The 22,609-nt window shown below is 70.9% G+C and carries 18 protein-coding genes; 11 read left to right on the plus strand and 7 right to left on the minus strand.

Features of this window, described 5'->3' with window-relative positions:
- The first annotated feature begins 82 nt into the window (after positions 1–82).
- The 4 genes from KI385_RS23530 to KI385_RS23545 all read left to right on the plus strand — a co-directional run bounded on the left by KI385_RS23530 (position 83) and on the right by KI385_RS23545 (position 8,158).
- Complete coding sequence (locus KI385_RS23530; RefSeq protein ID WP_238574125.1) at positions 83–1,591, plus strand: cytochrome ubiquinol oxidase subunit I; 1,509 nt, start codon at positions 83–85, stop codon at positions 1,589–1,591.
- A 9-nt stretch (positions 1,592–1,600) separates the two neighbouring features.
- Positions 1,601–2,602 carry a cytochrome d ubiquinol oxidase subunit II gene (cydB, locus tag KI385_RS23535; protein WP_238574126.1) on the plus strand — a complete coding sequence of 334 codons (1,002 nt, stop codon included), beginning with the start codon at positions 1,601–1,603 and terminating at the stop codon, positions 2,600–2,602.
- Between the two features lie 41 nt (positions 2,603–2,643).
- Entirely contained in the window at positions 2,644–6,381 is a 3,738-nt protein-coding gene (gene cydD, locus KI385_RS23540) for a thiol reductant ABC exporter subunit CydD (protein WP_238574127.1), read from the plus strand.
- A gap of 97 nt (positions 6,382–6,478) precedes the next feature.
- Complete coding sequence (locus KI385_RS23545; RefSeq protein WP_238577816.1) at positions 6,479–8,158, plus strand: sensor histidine kinase; 1,680 nt, start codon at positions 6,479–6,481, stop codon at positions 8,156–8,158.
- A gap of 64 nt (positions 8,159–8,222) precedes the next feature.
- Here KI385_RS23545 and KI385_RS23550 read toward each other — a convergent pair whose 3' ends face one another.
- Positions 8,223–9,230: an HAD hydrolase family protein gene (locus KI385_RS23550; protein WP_238574128.1), complete on the minus strand. Its 1,008-nt coding sequence runs from the start codon at positions 9,228–9,230 to the stop codon at positions 8,223–8,225.
- A 149-nt stretch (positions 9,231–9,379) separates the two neighbouring features.
- On the opposite strand from KI385_RS23550, the gene KI385_RS23555 reads away from it, so the two are divergent.
- The 3 genes from KI385_RS23555 to pspAB all read left to right on the plus strand — a co-directional run bounded on the left by KI385_RS23555 (position 9,380) and on the right by pspAB (position 12,035).
- Positions 9,380–10,279, plus strand: coding sequence for an LLM class flavin-dependent oxidoreductase (locus tag KI385_RS23555; protein ID WP_238574129.1), 900 nt, complete (start codon positions 9,380–9,382; stop codon positions 10,277–10,279).
- 232 nt (positions 10,280–10,511) lie between these two features.
- Positions 10,512–11,411 (plus strand): zinc metalloprotease HtpX, encoded by a 900-nt coding sequence (htpX, locus tag KI385_RS23560; RefSeq protein ID WP_238574130.1) that lies wholly within the window; start codon positions 10,512–10,514, stop codon positions 11,409–11,411.
- 60 nt (positions 11,412–11,471) lie between these two features.
- Positions 11,472–12,035 (plus strand): PspA-associated protein PspAB, encoded by a 564-nt coding sequence (pspAB, locus tag KI385_RS23565; protein WP_238574131.1) that lies wholly within the window; start codon positions 11,472–11,474, stop codon positions 12,033–12,035.
- A gap of 33 nt (positions 12,036–12,068) precedes the next feature.
- Here pspAB and KI385_RS23570 read toward each other — a convergent pair whose 3' ends face one another.
- On the minus strand, positions 12,069–12,611 hold the full coding sequence (locus KI385_RS23570) for an RNA 2'-phosphotransferase (protein ID WP_238574132.1): 543 nt from the start codon (positions 12,609–12,611) through the stop codon (positions 12,069–12,071).
- A gap of 59 nt (positions 12,612–12,670) precedes the next feature.
- Positions 12,671–13,255, minus strand: coding sequence for a PadR family transcriptional regulator (locus tag KI385_RS23575; RefSeq protein WP_238574133.1), 585 nt, complete (start codon positions 13,253–13,255; stop codon positions 12,671–12,673).
- 127 nt (positions 13,256–13,382) lie between these two features.
- Here KI385_RS23575 and KI385_RS23580 point away from each other — a divergent pair, with 127 nt between their 5' ends.
- The gene (locus KI385_RS23580) at positions 13,383–13,973 is read left to right on the plus strand and encodes a DUF3159 domain-containing protein (RefSeq protein WP_238574134.1); all 591 of its coding nucleotides are present in this window, start codon (positions 13,383–13,385) and stop codon (positions 13,971–13,973) included.
- Positions 13,970–15,319, plus strand: coding sequence for a carotenoid oxygenase family protein (locus KI385_RS23585; protein WP_238574135.1), 1,350 nt, complete (start codon positions 13,970–13,972; stop codon positions 15,317–15,319). The genes KI385_RS23580 and KI385_RS23585 overlap by 4 nt, the downstream gene beginning before the upstream one ends.
- A gap of 163 nt (positions 15,320–15,482) precedes the next feature.
- Here KI385_RS23585 and KI385_RS23590 read toward each other — a convergent pair whose 3' ends face one another.
- The 4 genes from KI385_RS23590 to KI385_RS23605 all read right to left on the minus strand — a co-directional run bounded on the left by KI385_RS23590 (position 15,483) and on the right by KI385_RS23605 (position 20,412).
- A complete protein-coding gene (locus tag KI385_RS23590) occupies positions 15,483–16,667 on the minus strand; it encodes a MerR family transcriptional regulator (protein ID WP_238574136.1) in 1,185 nt (394 codons plus the stop codon).
- Between the two features lie 29 nt (positions 16,668–16,696).
- Positions 16,697–17,416, minus strand: a complete 720-nt coding sequence (locus KI385_RS23595) for a metal-dependent hydrolase (RefSeq protein ID WP_238574137.1) — start codon at positions 17,414–17,416, stop codon at positions 16,697–16,699.
- A 123-nt stretch (positions 17,417–17,539) separates the two neighbouring features.
- The gene (locus KI385_RS23600; protein ID WP_425356945.1) at positions 17,540–19,270 is read right to left on the minus strand and encodes an SDR family oxidoreductase; all 1,731 of its coding nucleotides are present in this window, start codon (positions 19,268–19,270) and stop codon (positions 17,540–17,542) included.
- Between the two features lie 278 nt (positions 19,271–19,548).
- Positions 19,549–20,412 (minus strand): M24 family metallopeptidase, encoded by an 864-nt coding sequence (locus KI385_RS23605; RefSeq protein ID WP_238574138.1) that lies wholly within the window; start codon positions 20,410–20,412, stop codon positions 19,549–19,551.
- A 207-nt stretch (positions 20,413–20,619) separates the two neighbouring features.
- Here KI385_RS23605 and KI385_RS23610 point away from each other — a divergent pair, with 207 nt between their 5' ends.
- Complete coding sequence (locus tag KI385_RS23610; protein WP_238577818.1) at positions 20,620–21,675, plus strand: ABC transporter ATP-binding protein; 1,056 nt, start codon at positions 20,620–20,622, stop codon at positions 21,673–21,675.
- Positions 21,665–22,576 carry an ABC transporter permease gene (locus KI385_RS23615; protein WP_238574139.1) on the plus strand — a complete coding sequence of 304 codons (912 nt, stop codon included), beginning with the start codon at positions 21,665–21,667 and terminating at the stop codon, positions 22,574–22,576. The genes KI385_RS23610 and KI385_RS23615 overlap by 11 nt, the downstream gene beginning before the upstream one ends.
- Positions 22,577–22,609: the final 33 nt, after the last annotated feature.

Below are 22,609 nucleotides of genomic sequence, written 5' to 3' on the forward strand. Positions count from 1 at the left end.
CAAGCCCGTCCCGGTATGCGCCGCTTTATGTGTCGCAAAAGGGACATTGCCGTAGTGCAAACGGCGACGTAAGGAGCACGGCATGGAGCTGGCGTTGGCGCCAGAGACTCTGGCGCGATGGCAATTCGGCATCACCACCGTCTACCACTTCCTGTTCGTCCCCCTGACGATCTCCCTCGCCGCTCTGGTGGCCGGGCTCGAGACCGCATGGGTGCGCACGGGGAGGCAGAAGTACCTCAAGGCCACCAAGTTCTGGGGCAAGCTGTTTCTGATCAATATCGCGATGGGTGTCGTCACCGGCATCGTCCAGGAGTTCCAGTTCGGCATGAACTGGTCCGACTACTCGCGGTTCGTCGGCGACGTCTTCGGTGCCCCGCTGGCCTTCGAGGCGCTCATCGCGTTCTTCTTCGAGTCCACCTTCATCGGTCTGTGGATCTTCGGCTGGGACAAGCTGCCGAAGAAGATCCACTGCTTCTGCATGTGGATGGTCTCGATCGGCACGATCCTGTCGGCGTACTTCATCCTGGCCGCGAACTCCTGGATGCAGCACCCGGTCGGCTACAAGTACAACGCCACCACCGGCCGTGCCGAGCTGACCGACTTCCTGAAGGTGCTGACCCAGGACACCACCCTGGTCGTCGTCTTTCACACGCTGACCGCGGCCTTCTTGACCGGCGCCGCGTTCATGGTCGGCATCTCCGCGTTCCACCTGATGCGCAAGAAGCACATCAAGGTCATGCGGACATCGCTGCGGCTCGGGCTGATAACCCTCGTCATAGCCGGCATCCTCACCGCGATCAGCGGTGACTCGCTCGGCAAGGTCATGTTCAAGCAGCAGCCGATGAAGATGGCCGCCGCCGAGGCGCTGTGGGACAAGGAAGAACCGGCGCCGTTCTCGGTCTTCGCCTACGGCGATGTCGACAAGGGCCACAACAAGGTCGCCATCGAGGTGCCCGGCCTGCTCTCCTTCCTCGCGCACAACGACTTCACCTCGCCGGTCCCCGGCATCAACGACGTCAACAAGTCCGAGCAGCAGAAGTTCGGGCCCGGCGACTACCGGCCCAACATCCCGGTCGCCTACTGGGGCTTCCGCTGGATGATCGGCTTCGGCATGTCGTCCTTCGCCATCGGACTCGCCGGCCTCTGGCTGACCCGTAAGAAGTTCTGGCTGGCGCCCGGGCTGCGTACGGGGGACGAGGAACCACCCCATCTCGCGCTCACCAAGAACAAGGTGCTCGGTGCCCGCCTGAGCAAGTGGTACTGGTCGCTCGCCTTTGTCACCCTCGGCTTCCCGCTCATCGCGAACTCCTGGGGCTGGATCTTCACCGAGATGGGCCGCCAGCCCTGGGTCGTCTACGGCGTGCTGCGCACCTCGGACGCGGTCTCCCCGGGCGTCTCGCAGGGCGAGGTGCTCACCTCGATGATCGTCTTCACCACGCTCTACGCCATCCTCGCGGTGATCGAGGTCAAGCTGCTGGTGAAGTACATCAAGGCCGGCCCCCAGGAGCTCACCGACTCCGACCTCAACCCGCCCACCAAGATCGGCGGCGACAGCACGGACGCCGACCGGCCGATGGCCTTCTCGTACTAGGAGGCGACTGTGCAACTCCACGACGTCTGGTTCGTCCTTATCGCCGTCCTCTGGACCGGGTACTTCTTCCTCGAAGGATTCGACTTCGGGATCGGCGTCCTCACCAAGCTCCTCGCCCGCGACCGGCGCGAGAAGCGCGTACTGATCAACACCATCGGGCCGGTCTGGGACGGTAACGAGGTCTGGCTGCTCAGCGCGGGCGGTGCGACCTTCGCCGCCTTCCCCGAGTGGTACGCCACCCTGTTCTCCGGTTTCTATCTGCCGCTGCTGCTCATCCTCGTCTGCCTGATCGTGCGCGGAGTCGCGTTCGAGTACCGCGCCAAGCGGGCCGAGGAGCGCTGGCAGCGGAACTGGGAGCAGGCGATCTTCTGGACCTCGCTGTTGCCCGCGGTGCTGTGGGGCGTCGCTTTCGGCAACATCGTGCACGGCGTGAAGATCGATGCGCACAAGGAGTACGTCGGGACCCTGCTCGACCTGCTGAACCCGTACGCGATCCTCGGCGGCCTGGTCACGCTGACGCTGTTCACCTTCCACGGCGCGGTGTTCGCCTCGCTCAAGACGGTGGGCGACATCCGGGAACGCGCGCGCCGGATGGCGGGCGTCCTCGGACTGGTCACGGCCGTCCTGGCGGTCGGCTTCCTGGGCTGGACCCAGGCCGACAAGGGTGATGGCACCAGCCTGATCGCCATGATCGTCGCCATGGTCGCGCTGGTCGCGGCGCTCGGTGCCAATCGGCTCGGGCGCGAGGGCTGGGCGTTCGCGTTCTCCGGCATCACCATCGCGGCCGCCGTCGCCATGCTGTTCCTGACGCTCTTCCCGAACGTCATGCCGTCCACGCTGAACGAGAGCTGGAACCTCACGGTCAGCAACGCCTCCTCCAGCCCGTACACCCTGAAGATCATGACCTGGTGCGCCGGGATCGCCGCCCCCGTCGTGATGCTCTACCAGGGGTGGACGTACTGGGTGTTCCGCAAGCGCATCGGCACCCAGCACATCGCCGATGCCCACTAGCTGAGCCGCCGCCCCCTCGGGGGCGGCCCTCGGCAGGATGGATGTTTCACGTGAAACCGGTCGACCCGCGCCTGCTTCGCTACGCCCACGCCACTCGCGGCTTCCTTGTCGCGGTGGTGCTGCTCGGGCTTGCCGGAGCGGGCCTGGTCGTCGGCCAGGCGATGCTGATCGCCGAGATCGTGGTCGGCGCCTTCCAGCACGATCTCGATCTCGGCGCCCTGACCACACCGCTGGCGCTGCTCGCCGCGGTCTCCGTCGGGCGTGGCCTGGTCTCCTGGCTCACCGAACTGGCCGCGCACCGCGCCGGCGCGGCGGTCAAGTCCGAGCTGCGGATGCGGCTGATCGAGCGGGCGGCGCGGCTGGGTCCCGCCCATCGCCCGGCCACCGCCCCTGATGGCGCTTCGCACGATGGTGAACTGCGCACCGGCGAGCTCACCACCCTCGCCACCCGCGGTATCGACGCCCTCGACGACTACTTCGCGCGCTATCTGCCGCAGTTGGGACTGGCGGTCGTCGTCCCCCTCGCGGTGCTGGCCCGGATCGTCACCGGCGACTGGATCTCGGCGCTGACGATCGTCCTCACCCTCCCGCTGATCCCGCTCTTCATGGTCCTGATCGGCTGGGCCACCCAGTCGAGGATGGACCGCCAGTGGCGGCTGCTCGCCCGGCTGTCCGGCCACTTCCTCGATGTCGTCGAGGGCCTGCCCACCCTCAAGGTCTTCGGCCGGGCCAAGGCCCAGGCCGCCGCCATCCGCACCATCACCAGCGAATACCGCCGCGCGACGCTGCGTACCCTGCGGATCGCCTTTCTCTCCTCCTTCGCGCTGGAGCTGCTCGCCACCATCTCCGTCGCGCTGGTCGCCGTCGGCATCGGTATGCGGCTGGTGCACGGCGAACTGGACCTCTACACCGGCCTGATGGTGCTGGTGCTGGCACCCGAGGCGTATCTGCCGCTGCGGCAGGTGGGCGCGCAGTACCACGCCGCGGCCGAGGGGCTCTCGGCCGCGGAGGAGATCTTCGCGGTGCTGGAGACGCCGCTGCCGGTGCCCGGCACCGCACCCGCGCCCGAGGGCACCGCGCTGGCCGTCGAGGGGCTGGTGGTCCGCCACCCCGGTCGGACCGCCGACTCGCTGCCCGCGATCTCGTTCGAGGCGCGGCCCGGCGAGACCGTCGCACTGGTCGGCCCCTCCGGCGCCGGCAAGTCCACCCTGCTGAGCGTGCTGCTCGGCTTCACCGCACCGTCCCGGGGCCGGGCCCTTGTCGACGGCCAGGACATCGCGTCCCTCTCCCCCGAGAGCTGGCGGCAGCGGATCGCCTGGGTACCGCAGCACCCGCATCTGTTCGCGGGCTCCATCGCCGAGAACGTACGGCTGGCCCGTCCGGACGCGGACGACGCCGCGGTGCGCACCGCGCTGGCCGACGCCGGCGCGCTGGACTTCATCGACGCACTCCCCGACGGCATGGCGACCCGGCTCGGCGAATCCGGCGCCGGGCTCTCCGCCGGCCAGCGCCAGCGCCTCGCGCTCGCCCGCGCCTTCCTCGCCGACCGCCCGATCCTGCTCCTGGACGAGCCCACCGCGAATCTGGACGGCGAGACCGAGGAGGCGATCGTGGCCGCGGTCCGGCGGCTCGCGGTCGGCCGTACGGTGCTGCTCGTCGTCCACCGGCCGGCGCTGCTGGCGGTGGCGGACCAGGTGGTGCGGCTGCCCGATCCGGTGGGTGCGGACGGTGTGCGGCTGCCCGATCCGGTGGGTGCGGACGGTGTGCGGCCGACCGATGCGGTGGGGGCGGACCCGCGCGCCGCCGTGCACGCGGGAGCAGCCTCGGGCCCCGACGAGGCCATGGACTCGGCCCCTGGGGACCGGGATTCCGCCATGGTGCCGGCCGACGAACCGGCCTGCGAACCGGGCGAGGCCGAAACCGCCGACGCCGACGCCGCCGCCGACGCCGACGCCGACGCCGACTCCGCCGCCGTCCCCGGCCGCGGTGCGGCGCTGACCCGGCTGCGGCGGACGGCCCGGGCCCGCCGGGCGCGGTTCGCGCTGGCGCTGCTGCTCGGGAGCCTCGCGCTGGGCAGCGCGGTGGGCCTGATGGCGACCTCCGGCTGGCTGATCTCGCGCGCGTCGCAGCAGCCGCCGGTGCTGTATCTGATGGTGGCGGTGACCGCGACCAGGGCGTTCGGGATCGGGCGCGCGGTCTTCCGGTACGCCGAGCGGCTGGTCGCCCATGACGCGGTGTTCCGGATGCTCGCCGACGTACGCGTCGCCGTCTTCCGGCGGCTGGAGCGGCTCGCGCCGGCCGGGCTCAAGGAGCGCAGCCGCGGCGATCTGCTGTCGCGGCTGGTGGCCGATGTCGACGCGGTGCAGGACTACTTCCTGCGCTGGCTGCTGCCCGTCGGGGCGGCGGTGCTGGTCGGCGCGGGCGCCGTCGGCTTCACCGGATGGCTGTTGCCGGAGGCCGGGGCGATCCTCGCCGTGGGGCTGCTGCTCGCGGGTGCGGGTGTGCCGGCGCTCTCGGGCGCGCTGGCCCGGCGGGCGGAGCGTCAGCTGGCGCCGGCCCGCGGCCGGCTCGCCACCCGCGTCGTCGATGTGCTCACCGGTACCGCCGAGTTGACGGTGGCCGGCGCCCTCACGTCACGTACGGAAGCGGTACGGCGCGCGGACCGCGAGCTGACCCGGATCGCCTCCCGCTCGGCCGCCGTGGCCGGGACCGGCGCCGGGCTCTCGGCGCTGCTGTGCGGACTGACCGTTGCCGCGGCGGCGGTGGCCGGCGTCCAGGCCGTGTACGCGGGCCGGTTGGAAGGGGTGGGGCTGGCCGTCGTCGTGCTCACTCCGCTCGCCGCGTTCGAGGCGGTGACGGGGCTGCCGCTCGCCGTGCAGTACCGGCAGCGCACCCGGCGCGCCGCCGAGCGGGTCTTCGAGGTGCTGGACGCCCCGGCGCCGGTACAGGAGCCGGCCACGCCGGCCGCCCCGCCCAAGACGCCGTTCCCGCTGGTCGTACGGGATCTGACCGCGCGCCACACCGGTCAGGACCGGCCGGCGCTGGACGGCATCGGCTTCACCCTGACGGCCGGCCGCCGGCTCGCCGTCGTCGGCTCGTCCGGCTCCGGCAAGACCACGCTGGCGCAGGTGCTGCTGCGCTTCCTGGACCGGGAGTCGGGGACGTACACGCTGGACGGAACGGACGCCCAGGAGCTGGACGGGGACGCGGTCCGGCGGCTGGTGGGGCTGTGCGCGCAGGACGCGCACCTCTTCGACAGCTCACTGCGGGAGAACCTCAGGCTCGCCCGCCGGGACCGGGGGCCCGCCGCGGACAACGCCGGTGACCTGGACCTGTGGGACGCGCTCGGCCGGGCACGGCTCGCGGACTGGGTGCGCGGTCTGCCCGACGGCCTGGACACCATGGTCGGGGAGCACGGCGCCCGGCTGTCCGGCGGCCAGCGGCAGCGGCTGGCGCTGGCCCGCGCGCTGCTCGCGGACTTCCCCGTACTCGTTCTCGACGAGCCCGCCGAGCATCTCGACCTGGCCACCGCCGATGCGCTGACCGCCGATCTGCTGGCCGCGACCGAGGGCCGTACGACGGTTCTGATCACCCACCGGCTCACCGGTCTTGACGCGGTCGACGAGGTGTTGGTGCTGGACCGCGGACGGGCCGTGCAGCGCGGCGGATACGCGGAACTGGCCGCGACCGAGGGCCCGTTCCGGCGGATGCTGGAGCGCGAGCGGGCGGTGGACGGGGCCCTGCCCATAACGGAGCTTTCTGTAGAAATGGCTCCTTAATTGGCCCCTTATTAGGCTCGTGGGCATGGCAGCCACGGCAGGACCTCCACCCCCGGATCCCACGGACCCCGGGCGCGGGGGCGCGGACCCCGACCCCATGGGCGCCGCCACCGAGGCCACCCGCAGCCTGCAGGGCCTGTCGACCGAGCTGACCGCCCGGGTGCCGCAGCTGCTGGAGGCGATGCGTACGGTCGGCGCGGGTTTCGATCTGCACATCACCCTCGACCGGATCGTGGAGACCGCCGCCGAGCTCGCTGACGCCCGCTATGCCGCCATCGGGATCATCGACGACGCCCGCATGGGGCTGTCGGACTTTGTGACGTACGGCGTGAGCGCGCGCGAGCACCGGCGGATCGGTGCGCTGCCCGACGGCCACAGGGGCCTGCTCGGCGCGCTCATCCACGATCCCAAGCCGCTGCGCCTCGCCGACCTCACCCAGGACCCCCGCTCGGCCGGATTCCCGCCGGGGCACCCGCCGATGCGGACGTTCCTGGGGGTGCCGATCCGCGTGCAGGGCGAGATCTTCGGCAACCTCTATCTGACGGAGAAGCGCGGCGGCGGGGAGTTCAGCGAGGAGGATCTGCACATGGTGCGGGTGCTCGCCACCGAAGCCGGTATCGCGATCGGCAATGCCCGGCTGTATGCGGCGTCCCGGCAGCGGGAGCGCTGGATCGACGGTTCGGTGGCGGTGACCACCGAACTCCTCGCCGGCAGCGATGTCGACGATGCGCTCGCGGTGGTCGCCGAGCAGGCCCGCAAGCTGGCGGATTCGGCGGCCGGCATCGTGCTGCTGCCCGACGACGAGGGCGGTCTGGAGATCGTCGCGGTGTCGGCGGACGACCCCGCCGGGATCATGGGGACGCGGATTCCGCCCGACAGCCCGGTGGCCGAACAACTTCTCGCCGGTGAGCCGGTGTTCGTGGACGACTCGGCCACCGACCCGCGCATGGTCACGGCCATCGCACCGCGCTTCGGGCCGAGCATGATGCTGCCGCTGAAGAGCGGTGGCCGGGTGCTGGGCACCCTCGCCACACCGCGTGCCCGGGGCGCCCGCCCGTTCAGTGGCGCCGAGCGAACGCTGGCCACCCAGTTCGCTGCGCAGGCCGCGCTGGCGCTCGTACTGGCCGATGCACAGCGCGACCGTGAGCGGCTCGCGGTCTACGAGGACCGCGACCGGATCGCCCGTGACCTGCACGATCTCGTGATCCAACGGCTGTTCGCGACCGGCATGATGCTGGAGAGCGCACAGCGCAGGTCCGTCGTGCCGGAGGTGGCGCAGGGCGTCGGCAAGGCCGTCGACGAGCTGGACGTCACCATCCAGGAGATCAGGACCGCGATCTTCGCCCTCCAACAGGGCCCGGCCGAGGCGCCGTCCGGGCTGCGCACCCGGGTCCTGCGCGAGATCGGCACCGCCGCCGTACCGCTCGGCTTCCAGCCGTCGGCCAGCTTCATCGGCCCGGTCGACTCCCGGGTCGGCGAACTGACCGGCAAGAATCTGATCGCCGCGCTGCGGGAGGCGCTGTCGAACGCCTTCCGGCATGCCCAGGCCTCCCGGATCGAGGTCGTCGTCGACGCCACGATCCGCCTGCCGGACGGCACCGACGGCGTCCGTCTGACCGTCGCCGACGACGGCATCGGCATCCCGGACAGCGGTCGCCGCAGCGGCCTCAAGAACCTCGCCAAGCGCGCGGAGTCGCTGGGCGGCTCCAGCACCTACGGCCCCGGTCCGGGTGAGGACGGCACGGGCACCAAGGTGACGTGGGAGGCGCCGCTGTGAGGGCCCCGCGCTGTCTTCCTCAGCGCAGGCGATCGTCCTGCCGACGGTCGTGTCAGTGGTCCGGTCAGCGGTCCCGCTGCTCGTGGCGTTGCTGAAGGATCCGCTCGATGACGACCGCGACACCGTCGTCGTTGTTGGACTCGGTACGCCGCGTCGTGGCGGCCAGCACGTCCGGGTGGGCGTTGGCCATGGCGTACGAGGTGCCGGCCCAGGTCAGCATCTCGATGTCGTTCGGCATGTCCCCGAAGGCGACGACCTCTTCCGGCGTGATGCCGCGCTCGGCGCAGCAGCGGGCGAGGGTGCCGGCCTTGCTCACGCCGGGTCCGCTGATCTCCAGGAGCGCGGTGGGGCTGGACCGGGTGAAGGACGCGAGATCGCCCGCGGCCGTACGGGCCAGCTTGAGGAACGCGTCGGGGTCCAGGTCGGGGTGGTGGGCGAGCAGCTTGATCACGGGCTGGTCGGGGAAGGTGGGGGCGCTGGGGCCTTGGCGCTCGCCGGGGCTCCTGGTGCCGTCGGCCAGGTCGTCCGGCCGCCCGGTCGCCTCACGGGGCTCGGCCGGGCAGTCCGGCTCGGTCGCGCTCGGGCACAGCGGCGGTACGAAGTCCTCGGCGAGCAGTTTCTCCGCCGGCGCGACGATCGCGGCCGGGTCCAGGAGGAGGGGCGGATACTGCGGCTCGTAGTGGATGCCGCTGGTCCGCTCGACCGCGAACGAGGTGCCCGGCGCGGCGCTGCGCAGCGCGTCCACGACCTGTAGCGCGACCGTGCGTTCCAGGGGGCTGACCTCGACGATCAGGCCGCCGCGGTGCAGATCGACGACGGCCGCGCCGTTCGCGCAGATGGCCAGGCCGTGGCCGTGCACATGGTCGCTGACCACGCCCATCCAGCGGGCCGGGCGCCCGGTGACGAAGAACACCTCGATGCCGGCCCGCTCCGCGGCGGCGAGCGCGGCGATCGTCCGGTCGGAAACCGTCTTGTCGTCGTGCAGCAGTGTGCCGTCGAGGTCGGTGGCGATCAGCCGGGGCGCAACGGCCGGTGCGGGCGCCCGGAGTGGGGTGTCGGGGGCATCAGTCACGGGGCCATCTTCCCGTACCACCGCGCACAGGCGTGCGGTGGGTTGCGCGGATGAGCCCGGGACGGCCGGGAAGGGGGCGCGGGTGGGTGGGGATGTGCGCCCCGGAGGCGGATCGTCCGGAACGTCCGGACGGCCGTACGCTCGGGGGTATGCGACTGAGCACCGTGATACTCCCCGTCCGCCGTTGGTCCGAAGGCGGCCGGGAGGTGTGGCAGCGCGCCGAGGAGCTGGGCTTCCACGCCGCGTACACCTATGACCACCTTTCGTGGCGAACCTTCCGCGACCAGGCCTGGTTCGGCGCCCTCCCCACCCTGACCGCGGCCGCGGCCGCGACCTCCCGGATCCGGCTGGGCACCCTCGTCACCTCGCCGAACTTCCGGCACCCGGTCACCCTCGCCAAGGAACTGATCTCGCTCGACGACATCAGCGACGGCCGGATCACCCTGGGCATCGGCGCCGGCGGAAACGGCTTCGACGCCACCGCGCTCGGCCAGGAGCCCTGGTCGCCGCGGGAACGGGCGGACCGCTTCGGCGAGTTCGTGGCGCTGCTGGACCGGCTGCTGACCCAGGGCGCCGTCTCCCACGAGGGCGTCCACTACTCCGCGCACGAGGTCCGCAACATCCCCGGCTGTGTGCAGCGGCCGCGGTTGCCGTTCGCGGTGGCGGCCACCGGGCCGCGCGGGCTGAAGCTGGCCGCCCAGTACGGCCAGGCCTGGGTGACGACCGGCGACCCCAAGGTCTCGAACGGGGGCGGTACGCCCGCCGAGTCGCGCGAGGCGGTCCGCGGGCAGATCGAGCGGCTGTCGAAGGCCTGCGCCGACCAGGGCCGGGACGGCGGCGAACTGCAGAAGATCATGCTGACCGGCTTCACCCCGGACCGTCCGCTGGACTCCGTGGACGCCTTTGTGGACTTCGCCGGCCACCACGCCGAGCTGGGCATCGATGAGCTCGTCATCCACTGGCCGATCGCCGATTCGGTCTTCGAGGCCGATGTCGCGGTCTTCGAGCGGATCGCCACCGAGGGGCTGGCGCAGCTGGCCGCCAGGTAGGCGGCTCCCGGCCGGATCGGCGCCCCGTTGGGGGCCCGGTCCGCCGGCCCGCCCGGGGCGGACGCTCACCGACGCGCCCGGCAGTCTTCTGGCCTCGGCTTTACCCCGTATATAGGCCTGAAGAGGGAGAATCGGGACAGCGGCGCAGTGTGCAGGGCGCGCGGCGTGCGGTGCGAAGACGGCGCGCGGCGGGTCGGCGCACTGCGCGAAGTGCGGCGTTTGTGGAGGAGCCATGGCACAGACCCGATTCGCCCCGGACCGCGGGCTGACCTCGCGCATGGTCACGACGATGTTCTTCATCGGACTGCTGTACGTCGTGGTCGTCGGCGTGCTGGTGGTGCTGCTCAAGGGCGCCTGGGTGGTGGTGCTGCTGATCGCCGGTGCCCTGTTCGTCGCGCAGTTCTGGTTCAGCGACCGGATCGCGGCGTTCAGCATGGGCGCGCGTGAGGTCACGCCGGAGCAGGCGCCCGAGCTGCACGGCGCCGTCGACCGGTTGTGCGCGCTGGCCGATATGCCCAAGCCGAGGGTCGCCATCGCCGAGTCGGATGTGCCGAACGCGTTCGCCACCGGCCGTAATCAGAAGAATTCGATGGTGTGCGCCACGACCGGGCTGCTCAGGCGGCTGGAGCCGGAGGAGCTGGAGGGCGTGCTGGCCCACGAGCTCTCGCATGTCGCGCACCGCGATGTCGCGGTGATGACCATCGCGTCGTTCCTCGGTGTACTTGCCGGGATCATCACCCGAGCCGCCCTGTGGAGCGGCGTCGGCCGCAACAACCGGGACCAGAACGCGGCCATCGCCGTGCTCATCGTCACCGCCGTCAGCGTGGTCGTCTACGCGATCAGCTTCCTGCTGACCCGGCTGCTGTCCCGTTACCGCGAGCTGTCCGCCGACCGGGCCGCCGCGCTGCTGACCGGCCGCCCGTCGGCGCTGGCCGCCGCGCTGACGAAGGTCACCGGCCAGATCGCGCGGATCCCGACCGAAGATCTGCGCAAGGCCCAGCCGTTCAACGCCTTCTACTTCGCCCCGGCATTCAACAAGGAGAACTTCAACCGGCTGCTGTCCTCGCACCCGACGCTGGAGCAGCGGCTGGACCAGCTGGGGCGGATAGCGGCGGAGCTGGGGCGGCCGTGAAGAGAGGGGCGGTGGAGGGGGCTGGTGCAAGTGCCGTAACGAGCAAGGAGGAAGTCGCGCATGGGATTTCTGGACGCCATCCTGGGCCGCAGCAAGCCGGTACGCCCCGATCTCGACCAGCTCTTCGCGCTGCCGTCCGCCGCGGTGACTCTCCAGGCCGCGGCCGGTTTTTCCCCGACGGGCCTGGGCACGGTGTGTTTCGCGAGCGTCGAGGGCGGGGTGTTCTCACGCATCCAGGAGGAGGCGCGGTCCCTGCTGGACGGTTCCGTGGAGTTCTCCCAGGACGCGTACGGCTATACGTGGCTGCTCGTACGGCACGACCCGGAAGACGTGGCGGGCCTGGTCAACGATCTGCACGCGGTCAATACGTCCTTGGAGGAGGCGGGGTTCGGCCCGCAGCTGCTGTGCTCGCTGGTCGGCTTCCGCGATGACCGGCAGCGGTCGCTGGCGCTGGTCTACCTCTACAAGCGCGGCACGTTCTACCCCTTCGCGCCGAAGCACGGCGGCGGGGAGAAGCGCGACAACCCGCTCGAACTCCAGGTGCGGGCGATGCTCGGGGACGATCTGACGATCGAGCAGGACCTGGCGCGGTGGTTCCCGGTGTGGGGGGCGCCGGGGCTCTGATCTGGTGGTTACGGGGGGCTACGGGGTGGTGGCTCAGCCCGGAAAGCGGAGGAACTGGGCCGGTACGCGGCTGGTGAGCCAGACCCCGTTGGCGCTGACCCGGAAGACATGCCCGGCTCGGTGCATCGCGGCCGCATCCACGGTCAGGACCACGGGCTTGCCGCGCCGCGCACCCACCCGGGTCGCGGTCTCACGGTCGGGCGAGAGATGGACGGCATGCCGCGACATCGGCCGCAGCCCCTCGTCCCGGATGGCGGCCACGCTACGGGCGACCGTGCCGTGGAAGAGATATGCGGGCGGTACGGCCGGCGGCAGATCGAGGTCGACGCGCACGGAATGGCCCTGGTTGGCGCGGATCCGGTCGCTCTCGATGGCGTAACGCTGCTTGTCGTTGCCGGCGACCACCGCCTCCAACTCCGCCCGGGAGAAACGGAATCCATGGTGCGCGGCCGCCGCTATGAGCTCCTCGACGGACACCCAGCCCTGGGCGTCGAGGGTGATGCCGATCCGCTCCGGTTCATGGCGCAAATGCTTCGCCAGATACTTCGAGATGCGCACGGAGCGCTGGTCGTTCATGTCTCCAGAGTGCCGCGCCAGGGGGCCGGCGGCACCTGAATTCCTTCCCGGGCGCGGGGTCACTCCCCTTCGTGCTGCCGGCCTTCCTCGTGCTGCGCCTTTGCGAGCTCGCTGGCCTTTCTCGCCTTTGCGCTGGTCACCTCGTCGGCCGCCCAGCGGGCCCATTCCTCGTGGGTCGCCGACATCCGTAGGCCGTACTCCAGCGCGATCCGCCCGTAGACCGAAATCATTTCCTCGTCCCAGTGAGCTGTCTCTTCGATGTGCTCGTACGCCGCGCGGGCGCGGGCGGCGCGCTCGGCCTGATGCAGCAGGAACGTCTGCGCCTCGAGCGGCGTGACGATGCCGAGGAAGAAGACGCGCAGGAGGCCGTCATGGCGCTGGGGGCCGCTGGGTTCGACCTCGGTGAGCCAGTGGCGCAGCTCCGCCAGGCCGTCCTCGGTGATCGCGTACTCCTTGCGGCCGCGGGGGCCGTGGGCGGCGACCTCGACCAGGCCCGCGGTCGTGAGCTTGGTGAGCTCGCCGTACACCTGACTCTGTGTCGCCGGCCAGACGTTTGAGAGGGAGGCGTTGAACAGCTTCATCAAGTCGTAGCCGCTCGCCGGGGATTCGGCCAACAGGCCCAGCACGGCATGTCTCAGGCTCATGGTCTGCACCTTACCTTCCACTCTTGACATGTCAAAGATGGAGCTTCTATCTTCGACATGTCGAAGTTGGAATGTGCGGGGCGCTTCGCGGCTCCGGTCGTGTGGCTGCGTGCCAAGAGGGGGGAACATGAGCTATCTGCGGGGCTTCATTCCGTGGCTGGTCTTCGCGGGGGTGTCCTCGGCCGGATGGCAGTGGGGTGCGCTCGCCGGTCTGGCGATATCCGTCGCGCTGCTCTTCGCCGACCGCGCCGCGGGCCTTTCACTGGACTACCGCCTGCTGGAATACGGCACGATCGTGTTCTTCGCGGCCCTTGGTGTGCTGGCCTTCGCCCGCCCCGACAGCGGCATCAAGCTCTACAGCAGCACTCTCTCGATGGGCTGGCTGGCGCTCATCGCCTGGGTGTCGATCGCCGTGCGGCGGCCGTTCACGATGGCGATCGCGCGCCGGATGGCTCCGCCGGAGGTCTGGCACACCCCTCTGTTCCGCCGCATCAATGTCGTGCTCACGTCCGCGTGGGCGCTGTCCTTCACCCTCACCGCGATCGCCCAGGCAGTCGTCTCCGCCTATGAGCTGAACGTGGTCTTCTCGATCCTCATCCAGATCGCCGGATTCGTCCTTCCCATCCGCTTCACCGCCGCCTATCCGGAGCGAGCCCGTGCCCGCTTCCAGCAGGAGTCCGGCGTGCGGGCCGACGCCCGAGGAGGCCTGGCCTCATGACCACCACACCCCCGACCACCGCATCCGAATCCACCGCCCCCGCACCGCACATGGCCGGCAACTTCGCACCGGTCACGGAGGAGCTGACCGCCTACGATCTCCCGGTCACCGGCGTCATCCCGCCCGAGCTCAGCGGCTGGTTCCTGCGCAACGGCCCGAATCCGCGGGACGCCGACTCACCGCACTGGTTCTTCGGCGACGGCATGGTCCACGGCCTGCGCCTGGAGGGCGGCCGAGCCGTCTCCTACCGCAACCGATGGGTCCGCACCTCCACCTTCACCGACGGCGTGCGCCCCGTGGACGCACAGGGCCGCCGCAATCTGGCGGCGGGCGTGGCCAACACCCACATCGTCCGGCATGCCGGCCGCACCCTCGCGCTGGTCGAGACGTCGTTCCCCTATGAAGTGGACTGCCGCCCCGGCCATGAGCTGGAGACCATCGGCGCCCATGACTTCGGCGGCCGGCTCACCACCGCCATGACCGCCCACCCCAAAACGTGCCCCACGACCGGTGAGCTGCATTTCTTCGGCTATGGCGGGCCCACCCCGCCCTATCTCACCTATCACCGGGCCGACGCGACAGGGGAGTTGGTGATCAGCCGCCCCATCGATGTCCCGGGGCTCACGATGATGCATGACTTCCATCTGACCGCCGGCCATGTCATCTTCATGGATCTCCCGGTCGTCTTCGACCGCAGCCGCCGCGGTATGCCGTACAGCTGGGCTCCGGAGTACGGCGCCCGACTGGGCGTGCTCCGCCGCGACGATCCCTACGGCGAGGTCCGCTGGTTCTCCATCGACCCCTGCTATGTCTTCCACTCCCTGAACGCCCACGACGACGGCGACCAGCGGATCGTCCTCTATGTATCCCGCTATGCCGACTACGGCGGAATGAGCCCGTCCCACCTCTGGCGCTGGACGATCGATCTCGCCTCCGGCACGGTCGCCGAGGAGCAACTCGACGACCAGTTCTGCGAGTTCCCCAGGGTGGACGACCGCCTCGCCGGGCAACCGGCCCGCTTCGGCCACGCGATGACCGGCGAGCTGCCGGGTACCGGGCCGATACCCGGCGCCCTGCTCCGCTACGACCTGCAGACCGGCGCGGTCGTCCGGCATGACTTCGGCCCGGGGCGCACTCCGGGCGAGGCGGTCTTCGCCCCGGCGGACGACCGTCCGGGAGGGCCCGGCTGGCTGATTACCTACGTCTATGACGCGACCACCGACACCAGCGATCTGGTCGTACTCGACGCGGAGGACATATCCGCCGACCCGGTAGCCACGGTCCATCTCCCGCAGCGTGTGCCGTACGGCTTTCACGGCAACTGGCTGCCGGATCCGTCGAGTTGATGCACCTGGAGGGCATGGAAGCGCAAGGCCGAGGAGGCCGAGGAGGCCGTGAGGTCGCGGGGGGGGGGGGGCCGTGCACCGTCTGATCTTTGACAACTGCAGAGGGATGAAAGCTGAGAAGCGGCGAGAGCCGGCGCGTGGATACGACCGGGGACGACGCGCGCTAGCGCCCCGGGGCATCGGCTCCATGGGCTCCGTGGGCCCCGTGCCCGCCCGAGGCCAGGGCGTCCATGGCGCGGGCCGCCACCTCTCGGTGCGCGGCGGCGGCGATAAAGGCGGCCGTGTTCTCCGCGCCTACCAGGGCGCGCACGGCCTCCACTGCGTCGGAGGGGAGCACCACAGCCTCCGAGGCCGCCTCCGAGACAGTGTCCGAGGCCGCCTCCGGGACTCTCTCCGAAGCCTCCTCCGGGACTGTTTCTGAGACCGCCGCGGAGTCTGTCGCCGAGTCGGTCGCGGTACGGGGGCCCGCGACCGGCCCGGGGGCTGACCGTGGCCGAGGAACGTCCTCGGGGGCACCGGCCATGGGCTCGGCCTCGCCCGCCGACCCGCCCGCCGACCGGGTTCCGCCGCCGGCCCCGTCGGCCCTCCGCGCCTCCCCCGGGAGTGCTTCGCTCAGGTGGTGGCGGAGGTAGCGGGTGGCCAGGGTGCGCATGGCGCGGGCGAGTTCGGCGTCGATGGTCTGCTGGGCCAGGGGGCGCAGCCGGCGGACGAGGGCTGCGGCCTCCGCGGCCTCGGCGTCGGTGGGCGGGTGGTCCAGGAACGGCTGGAAGACATGCTCGGTGGTGAAGTCCAGGAAGCGGGAGGCGATGTGTTCGACCTGGCCGCGCACCTCCCGCAGATGAGCGGAGATCGCCAGGAGCGGGACGCCGGCGGAGTGCAGTTCGGCGGCGACGGCGAGCTCCTGAGGGCTGGGGACGAGGAACTCGTCGTCCCGGCCGGGAACACGTTCCAGGACACCCAGGTCGACGGCCTCGGCCACGGCCGCATCGTGGGAGGTGCCACCGAAGGCGGCGTCCAGGTCCGCGCGGCTGATACGGGACGCCTCCTCGTCCGTCCAGGGCCCGTCGATCTCGGCGACCAGGCCAAGGACTCCGCCGAGGTCGAGACCCGCGTCCCAGGCCTCGAGGAGTTCCTTGATGCTGGCGAGGGTGTAGCCGCGGTCGAGCAGATCGGCGATCTGGCGCAGCCGCGCCAGATGGGCGTCGCCGTAGACATTGGCCCGGCCGCGGCGTTCCGGGCGGGGGAGCAAACCGCGGTCCTGGTAGGCGCGGATGGTGCGGACCGTGGCGCCGCTGATGTGGGCCAGGTCCTCGATGCGGTATTCGGCCGTCGGCGGCTGCTCGGTCACTGCGGTGCTCCTCACGAGTTGGCCGCGCGCTACGAGATTGCCGCGCGGCCCACCGCGCCCGCCGCGGCCCGCGCGGCCGGGGAGGACGCCAGATGGGCGACGGCCGTGCGCAGCGACCCTTCCTGCGAGGGATGGTACGACCGCCGCAGATACCGCGGTATCGCCGCTCCCGGCTCACGCCAGGTCGGCAGCAGTCCCTTGCGGACCGCGCGGTTGTGCTCGCGCAGCGAATAGCGGGAGCGGGTGGCGAGCTGCGGGTCGTGCCGGAGGAGATAGGCCGCGCCCCAGGCCCAGAGGTAGAGCAGGACGGGGGCCGTCACGGCCATGCCCAGGATGCGGCGGGCACAGCGGGCGGGGTCCTCGCCGCCGGCGTGCTGGTACATGTCGAAGGCTACCGCGCGGTGCTCGACCTCTTCCGCGCCGTGCCAGCGCAGCAGATCGAGCATCACCGGATCGGGCTCGGCGTGGTCGAGACCCTCGGCGTGCAGCACCCGATTGCCGAGGACCGCGGTGAACTGCTCGATGGCGGCGATGAGGGAGAACCGGAAGCGCAGCCACTCCGGTTCGGGGACCGGGATCCCGAACGGTGGTTTCTCGCTGAGGAGGTACTCGAAGAGGAAGCCGACGTGCCGGGTGTAGGGGCCGGTGTCCAGGCCCTGGTGGGCCAAGTGGTCGAGCACAAAGGAGTGCTGGACGCTGAGGGTGGCCATCGGGTGGTGGTCCGGGAGGTGCGACGGTGACGTACTCATGCGCGGCTCCTGAGGTGCGCAGTGCTCCGGTTCTCGGCGGGGCGCGTCCCGGGGCGGCCGGACGCTCTCCGGCCGGCCCGGGGCACGCCGTACGGCGGCGGGCATGGGTGCGACGTCCCGGTGCTACAGCCGCGGCTCGATGCGGGCGAGTGCGCGCAGGGCTCGCGGGGTGAAGCGGGACATCAGCTGGAGGCCGCGCGCCTCGGGGGTGACCGGCACCACCGCCTGGTTGCGGACGACCGCACGCAGGATGGCGTCGGCGACCTTCTCCGGCGGGTAGTTGCGCATCCCGTACATCCGCGCGGCCTTGGCCTGGCGGCGCTTCTCCTCGTCGGCGGAGACGCCGGTGAAGCGGGCGGTGGTGGTGATGCTGGTGTTGACCAGCCCGGGGCAGATGGCCGAGACACCGATGCCCTGGCCGGCCAGCTCGGCGCGCAGACACTCGCTGAGCATCAGGACGGCCGCCTTGGAGGTGCTGTACGCGGGCAGCACCTTGGACGGCTGGAAGGCGGCGGCCGAGGCGGTGTTGACGATATGGCCGCCCTGCCCGCGGTCCGCCATCCGCTTGCCGAAGATCCGGCAGCCGTGGATGACGCCCCACAGATTGACGTCCAGGACCTTCTTCCAGTCCTCGGTGCTGGTCTGCAGGAAGGAGCCGGACAGGCCGATGCCGGCGTTGTTCACCAGGATGTCGACGGTGCCGTACTCGGCGTCGACCTTGTCGGCGAGCTTCTCCATCGCCGCCTCGTCCGAGACGTCGACGGCCTCCGCCCAGGCCTGTGGCGCACCGATCAGCCGGGACATGTCGGCGGTCCGGGCCGCGCCCTCGGCATCGCGGTCGACGGCGATGATCCGCGCGCCGGCCTCTGCGAAGGCGAACGCCGTCGCCCGACCGATGCCGCTGGCCGCGCCGGTCACCAGCACCAGCTGTCCGCCGAACCGATCGGCGTGCGGGCCGGACGCCACGACCTGCTTCGCCGGGTCACCCTCTTCCTTGGCGGTGACGAACTCGGTGATCCAGGAGATGAGCTGGTCGGGGCGGGTGCGGGGCACCCAGTGCTTGGCCGGGAGGGTGCGGCGTACCAGCTGGGGCGCCCACTGCTCCAGATCGTCGTAGAGCCGCTGGGAGAGGAAGGCGTCGCCGGTGGGGGTGATGAGCTGGACCGGGCAGTGCGCATAGGCGTCGGCGCGCGGGCGGCGGAACCGGGCGCGGACATTGTCGCGGTAGAGCCAGGCGCCATGGGCCGCGTCGGTCGGCAGCGAAGCGGTCGGATAGTCGCCGCCCGGCACCTTCTCCATCCGTTGCAAGATCTGCGGCCAGCGCTTGCCGAGCGGGCCCTTCCACGCCAGCTCGGGCAGCACGGGGGTGTGCAGCATGTAGACGTACCAGGACTTGGCGCCCTGGTTGAGGAGCTGGGCGGCGCGCCGGGGGGTGGGGCGCACCATCCGCTTCTTGATCCAGTGGCCGAAGTGGTCCAGGGACGGGCCCGACATGGAGGTGAAGGAGGCGATCCGGCCCTCCGTACGCGGCACCGTGGCGAACTCCCAGGCCTGTACGGAGCCCCAGTCATGGCCCACCAGATGGACCGGACGATCAGGGCTGACGGCATCCGCGACGGCCAGGAAGTCGTCCGTCAGCTTCTCCAGGGTGAAGCCGCCCCGCAGCGGCTGCGGGGTGGTGGACCGGCCGCAGCCCCGCACGTCGTAGAGCACCACATGGAAGCGGCCGGCCAGGCCGCGGGCGACCTCGGACCACACCTCCTTGCTGTCCGGATAGCCGTGCACCAGCATCACCGTGGGCTGCGCCGGATCCCCCAGCTCGGCGACGCACAGCTCGATCCCGCCGGTCCGCACCCAGCGTTCCCGAGCGCCCTCCAGCCCCGCACCGCTCCCGGCCGCGGAACCGGCCCCGGCGGCGGAACCGGCCCCGGAACTGCCCCCAGCCCCGGGCTGCCGCCCCCGCCCCCGAACCGCTCCCGCCCCACGACCACGGCCATCGCCACGGCCACGGCCATCGCCACGACCACGGCCATCGCCACGACCACGGCCATCGCCGCGGCCCCGGCCACCGCCACCGCCACCGCCACCGCCACCGCCACCGCCACTACGGTTTCCCCGTCCACGTCCCGTGTTCACGCGGCCTTCTCCTCCTGCCAGCGCCGCACATGCGGCAGATCGTCGTCCAGCCAAAATGCGCTCTCCTGCGGGTCCTTGGAGTCCGTGACGACCAGGATCTCCTCGAACTTCGCGCCCGTGCCCCGGAACCCGAGGTGGGGTTCGACCGCCCACAGCCCCGGCTGCGGCGGGTGGTCGGAGAAGGTGTACGGGCTCCACAGCGGGGACCAGCCGTCACGATGGCCGTGCAGCGCATCGGAGGCGAGGCCCTTGAGGGACTGGGTGCCGAACCCGAAGAGGGTGGGGGACCAGCGCCGCTCCTCGACCCGGTCGATCTTGTGCGCGATGACGCCGAAGGGGTAGGCGCGGTGGCGGTTGGCGTACCCCTGCCGCACCATCAGTCGGTCGACGTCCTGGTAGATCTCCCGCAGCGGGCGCCGCTCGCGCACCTCGCGCAGGATCAGCTCCCGGTGTGCCTCCAGGTCGGCGAGCAGCCGGTCGTGCACGGGGTTGAGGCCGAGGCAGCCGGAGTAGCCGATGTCGGCGGTGAAACCCTGATGGACCGGGGCCATGTCGAGGATGAAGGCCATCCCCGGTTCCAGCTCGCGGTTGGTGGGGAAGAACTGCAGCGGTAGGCGGAAGTTGACGAAGGCGGTGCGGTCGCCGAACCAGGCGAAGGGCAGATGGAACCAGTCCCGCACCCCGCGCTCGCGCAGCCACTCACGCTGCATCCGCGCCGCCGCGCGCTCGGTGACGCCGGGCTTGAGCTGGGCGGCCACCGCTTCCGCGCAGGCATAGGCGAGCCGCTGGACCTCTCTGAACCCCCTTAGCCCGGCGGTGAGTCCGGCTCCTGCTGAGGTCGCTGAGGTGACTGAGGCCATCGCCAACCGTCCGTCCGTGAGCAGTTCATCGCGGTACGTACCCGTAACTTGACACTGATGAATGTGACAATGACCGGCGGCTGCGTCAAGGGGTGCGTACATAAGCGACCCAACCCCGATGTCGGGGCCGCTCACAGCAGGAGGACCCCTACGGGCACGTAGTCCCGCAGGGGGAGGCACATCCCATCGTTTGGGTTGACGACCGGTGTGGCGGGCGCCACTACCGTCGATGACGTGACTGTGATCGTGACCGAAAGCCTGAGCAAGCGGTACCCGCGGGTGACCGCCTTGGACCGGCTCTCCGTTGACATCGCCCCCGGCGTAACGGGCCTGGTGGGTGCCAACGGCGCCGGTAAGTCCACCCTGATCAAGATCCTTCTCGGACTGGCCCCCGCCACCGAAGGGACCGCGCATGTCCTCGGCCTGGACGTGACCAAGGAGGGCGGCGCCATCCGTGAGCGGGTCGGCTATATGCCCGAGCACGACTGCCTGCCGCCGGACGTCTCGGCCACCGAGTTCGTCGTGCACATGGCCCGGATGTCCGGCCTGCCGCCGACCGCCGCCCGTGAGCGCACCGCGGACACCCTGCGTCATGTCGGCCTCTACGAGGAGCGCTACCGCCCCATCGGCGGCTATTCGACGGGCATGAAGCAGCGCGTGAAACTGGCCCAGGCGCTGGTTCACGACCCGCAGTTGGTGTTCCTCGACGAGCCCACCAACGGCCTCGACCCGGCCGGGCGGGACGAGATGCTCGGCCTGATCCGGCGCATCCACACCGACTTCGGGATCTCGGTCCTGGTGACCTCCCACCTCCTCGGCGAGCTGGAGCGCACCTGCGACCATGTCGTCGTCATCGACGGCGGCAAGCTGCTGCGCTCCTCCTCCACCGATGAGTTCACGCAGGTCACGACCTCGCTCGCGGTCGAGGTCACGGACACCGACGCACATCCGGACGGCGCCGAAGCGCTGCGCGCCGCGCTGGTCGGTGCCGGTGTCGCGGTGACCACCGGCGCCGCCGGCTCCGAGGGCCTCGCCTCCCCCGGCCACCTGCTGTACGTCGAGGCGGCCGGTGAGGAGACCTACGACCTGGTGCGGGACACCGTTGCCGGACTCGGCCTCGGCCTGGTTCGGATGGAACAGCGCCGCCACCAGATCGCCGAGGTCTTCCGCGACGAGGACGCGGCGCACGCCGGCCCCGCCACCGCAGGCGCCCCGAGCGCCCCGTACGCCACCCAGGACGGAGGCGCCCACGATGTCGCCTGAGCCCACGACCTCCGTATCCGCCACGCCAGGTGGCGCCTATATCCACAACATCGGCTACCGCCACTACGACGGCCCCCGCCTGGGCCGCGCCTATGCGCGCCGGTCACTCTTCTCGCAGAGCCTGCGCGGCGCCTACGGCCTGGGCCGTTCGGCCAAGAGCAAGGTGCTGCCGATGCTGCTCTTCGCGGTGATGTGCCTGCCCGCCGCGATCATGGTCGCGGTGACGGTGTTCACCAAGGCCGGCAGCCTCCCGGTCGGCTACACCCGCTACGCCATCTACCTCCAGGCCGTCATCGGCCTCTTCCTGGCCGCGCAGGCACCGCAGTCCGTCTCCCGCGATCTGCGCTTCAAGTCCATACCGCTGTATTTCTCCCGCCCCATCGAGCGCGGCGACTATGTGGCATCGAAGTTCGCGGCCATGGCGAGCGCCCTGTTCATCCTCACCGCGGCCCCGCTGCTGGTCCTCTACGTAGGGGCGCTGCTGGCGAAGCTGGACTTCGTCGACCAGACCAAGGGGCTGGCCCAGGGACTGGTCTCCGTGGTGCTGCTCTCGCTGCTGTTCGCCGGGATGGGCCTGGTCATCTCCGCGCTCACACCGCGCCGCGGCTTCGGTGTCGCCGCCGTGATCGCCGCACTCACCATTCCGTACGGCGCCGTCAGCGCCGTCCAGGGCATCGCCTTCGTCCAGGGCAGCGAGTCCGCCGTCGGCTGGCTGGGACTGTTCTCCCCCATCACGCTCATCGACGGGGTGCAGTCGACCTTCCTCGGTGGCGTCAGCTCCTTCCCCAACGGCCTGGCGCCGACGACCGGTGCCGGATGCGTCTATCTCCTCGTCACGCTGACCCTCATCGCCGGCTGCTATGCCCTGCTGATGCGCCGCTACCGGAAGGCCGGGCTGTGACCGCCCGCCCGTCGCCCGCCACCACCCTTCAAA

The organism is Streptomyces inhibens (assembly GCF_022221585.1).
Lineage (GTDB): Bacteria > Actinomycetota > Actinomycetes > Streptomycetales > Streptomycetaceae > Streptomyces > Streptomyces inhibens.

Excerpts from the sequence above, each read along its gene's own strand:
- cydD (WP_238574127.1), top strand. The coding sequence starts at position 2,644 with ATGTTTCACGTGAAACCGGTCGACCCGCGCCTGCTTCGCTACGCCCAC.
- htpX (WP_238574130.1), top strand. The coding sequence starts at position 10,512 with ATGGCACAGACCCGATTCGCCCCGGACCGCGGGCTGACCTCGCGCATG.
- KI385_RS23605 (WP_238574138.1), bottom strand. The coding sequence starts at position 20,412 with ATGGCCTCAGTCACCTCAGCGACCTCAGCAGGAGCCGGACTCACCGCC.
- KI385_RS23585 (WP_238574135.1), top strand. The coding sequence starts at position 13,970 with ATGACCACCACACCCCCGACCACCGCATCCGAATCCACCGCCCCCGCA.
- KI385_RS23575 (WP_238574133.1), bottom strand. The coding sequence starts at position 13,255 with ATGAGCCTGAGACATGCCGTGCTGGGCCTGTTGGCCGAATCCCCGGCG.
- KI385_RS23555 (WP_238574129.1), top strand. The coding sequence starts at position 9,380 with ATGCGACTGAGCACCGTGATACTCCCCGTCCGCCGTTGGTCCGAAGGC.
- KI385_RS23595 (WP_238574137.1), bottom strand. The coding sequence starts at position 17,416 with ATGAGTACGTCACCGTCGCACCTCCCGGACCACCACCCGATGGCCACC.
- KI385_RS23545 (WP_238577816.1), top strand. The coding sequence starts at position 6,479 with ATGGGCGCCGCCACCGAGGCCACCCGCAGCCTGCAGGGCCTGTCGACC.
- KI385_RS23580 (WP_238574134.1), top strand. The coding sequence starts at position 13,383 with ATGAGCTATCTGCGGGGCTTCATTCCGTGGCTGGTCTTCGCGGGGGTG.
- KI385_RS23570 (WP_238574132.1), bottom strand. The coding sequence starts at position 12,611 with ATGAACGACCAGCGCTCCGTGCGCATCTCGAAGTATCTGGCGAAGCAT.
- KI385_RS23530 (WP_238574125.1), top strand. The coding sequence starts at position 83 with ATGGAGCTGGCGTTGGCGCCAGAGACTCTGGCGCGATGGCAATTCGGC.
- KI385_RS23615 (WP_238574139.1), top strand. The coding sequence starts at position 21,665 with ATGTCGCCTGAGCCCACGACCTCCGTATCCGCCACGCCAGGTGGCGCC.
- pspAB (WP_238574131.1), top strand. The coding sequence starts at position 11,472 with ATGGGATTTCTGGACGCCATCCTGGGCCGCAGCAAGCCGGTACGCCCC.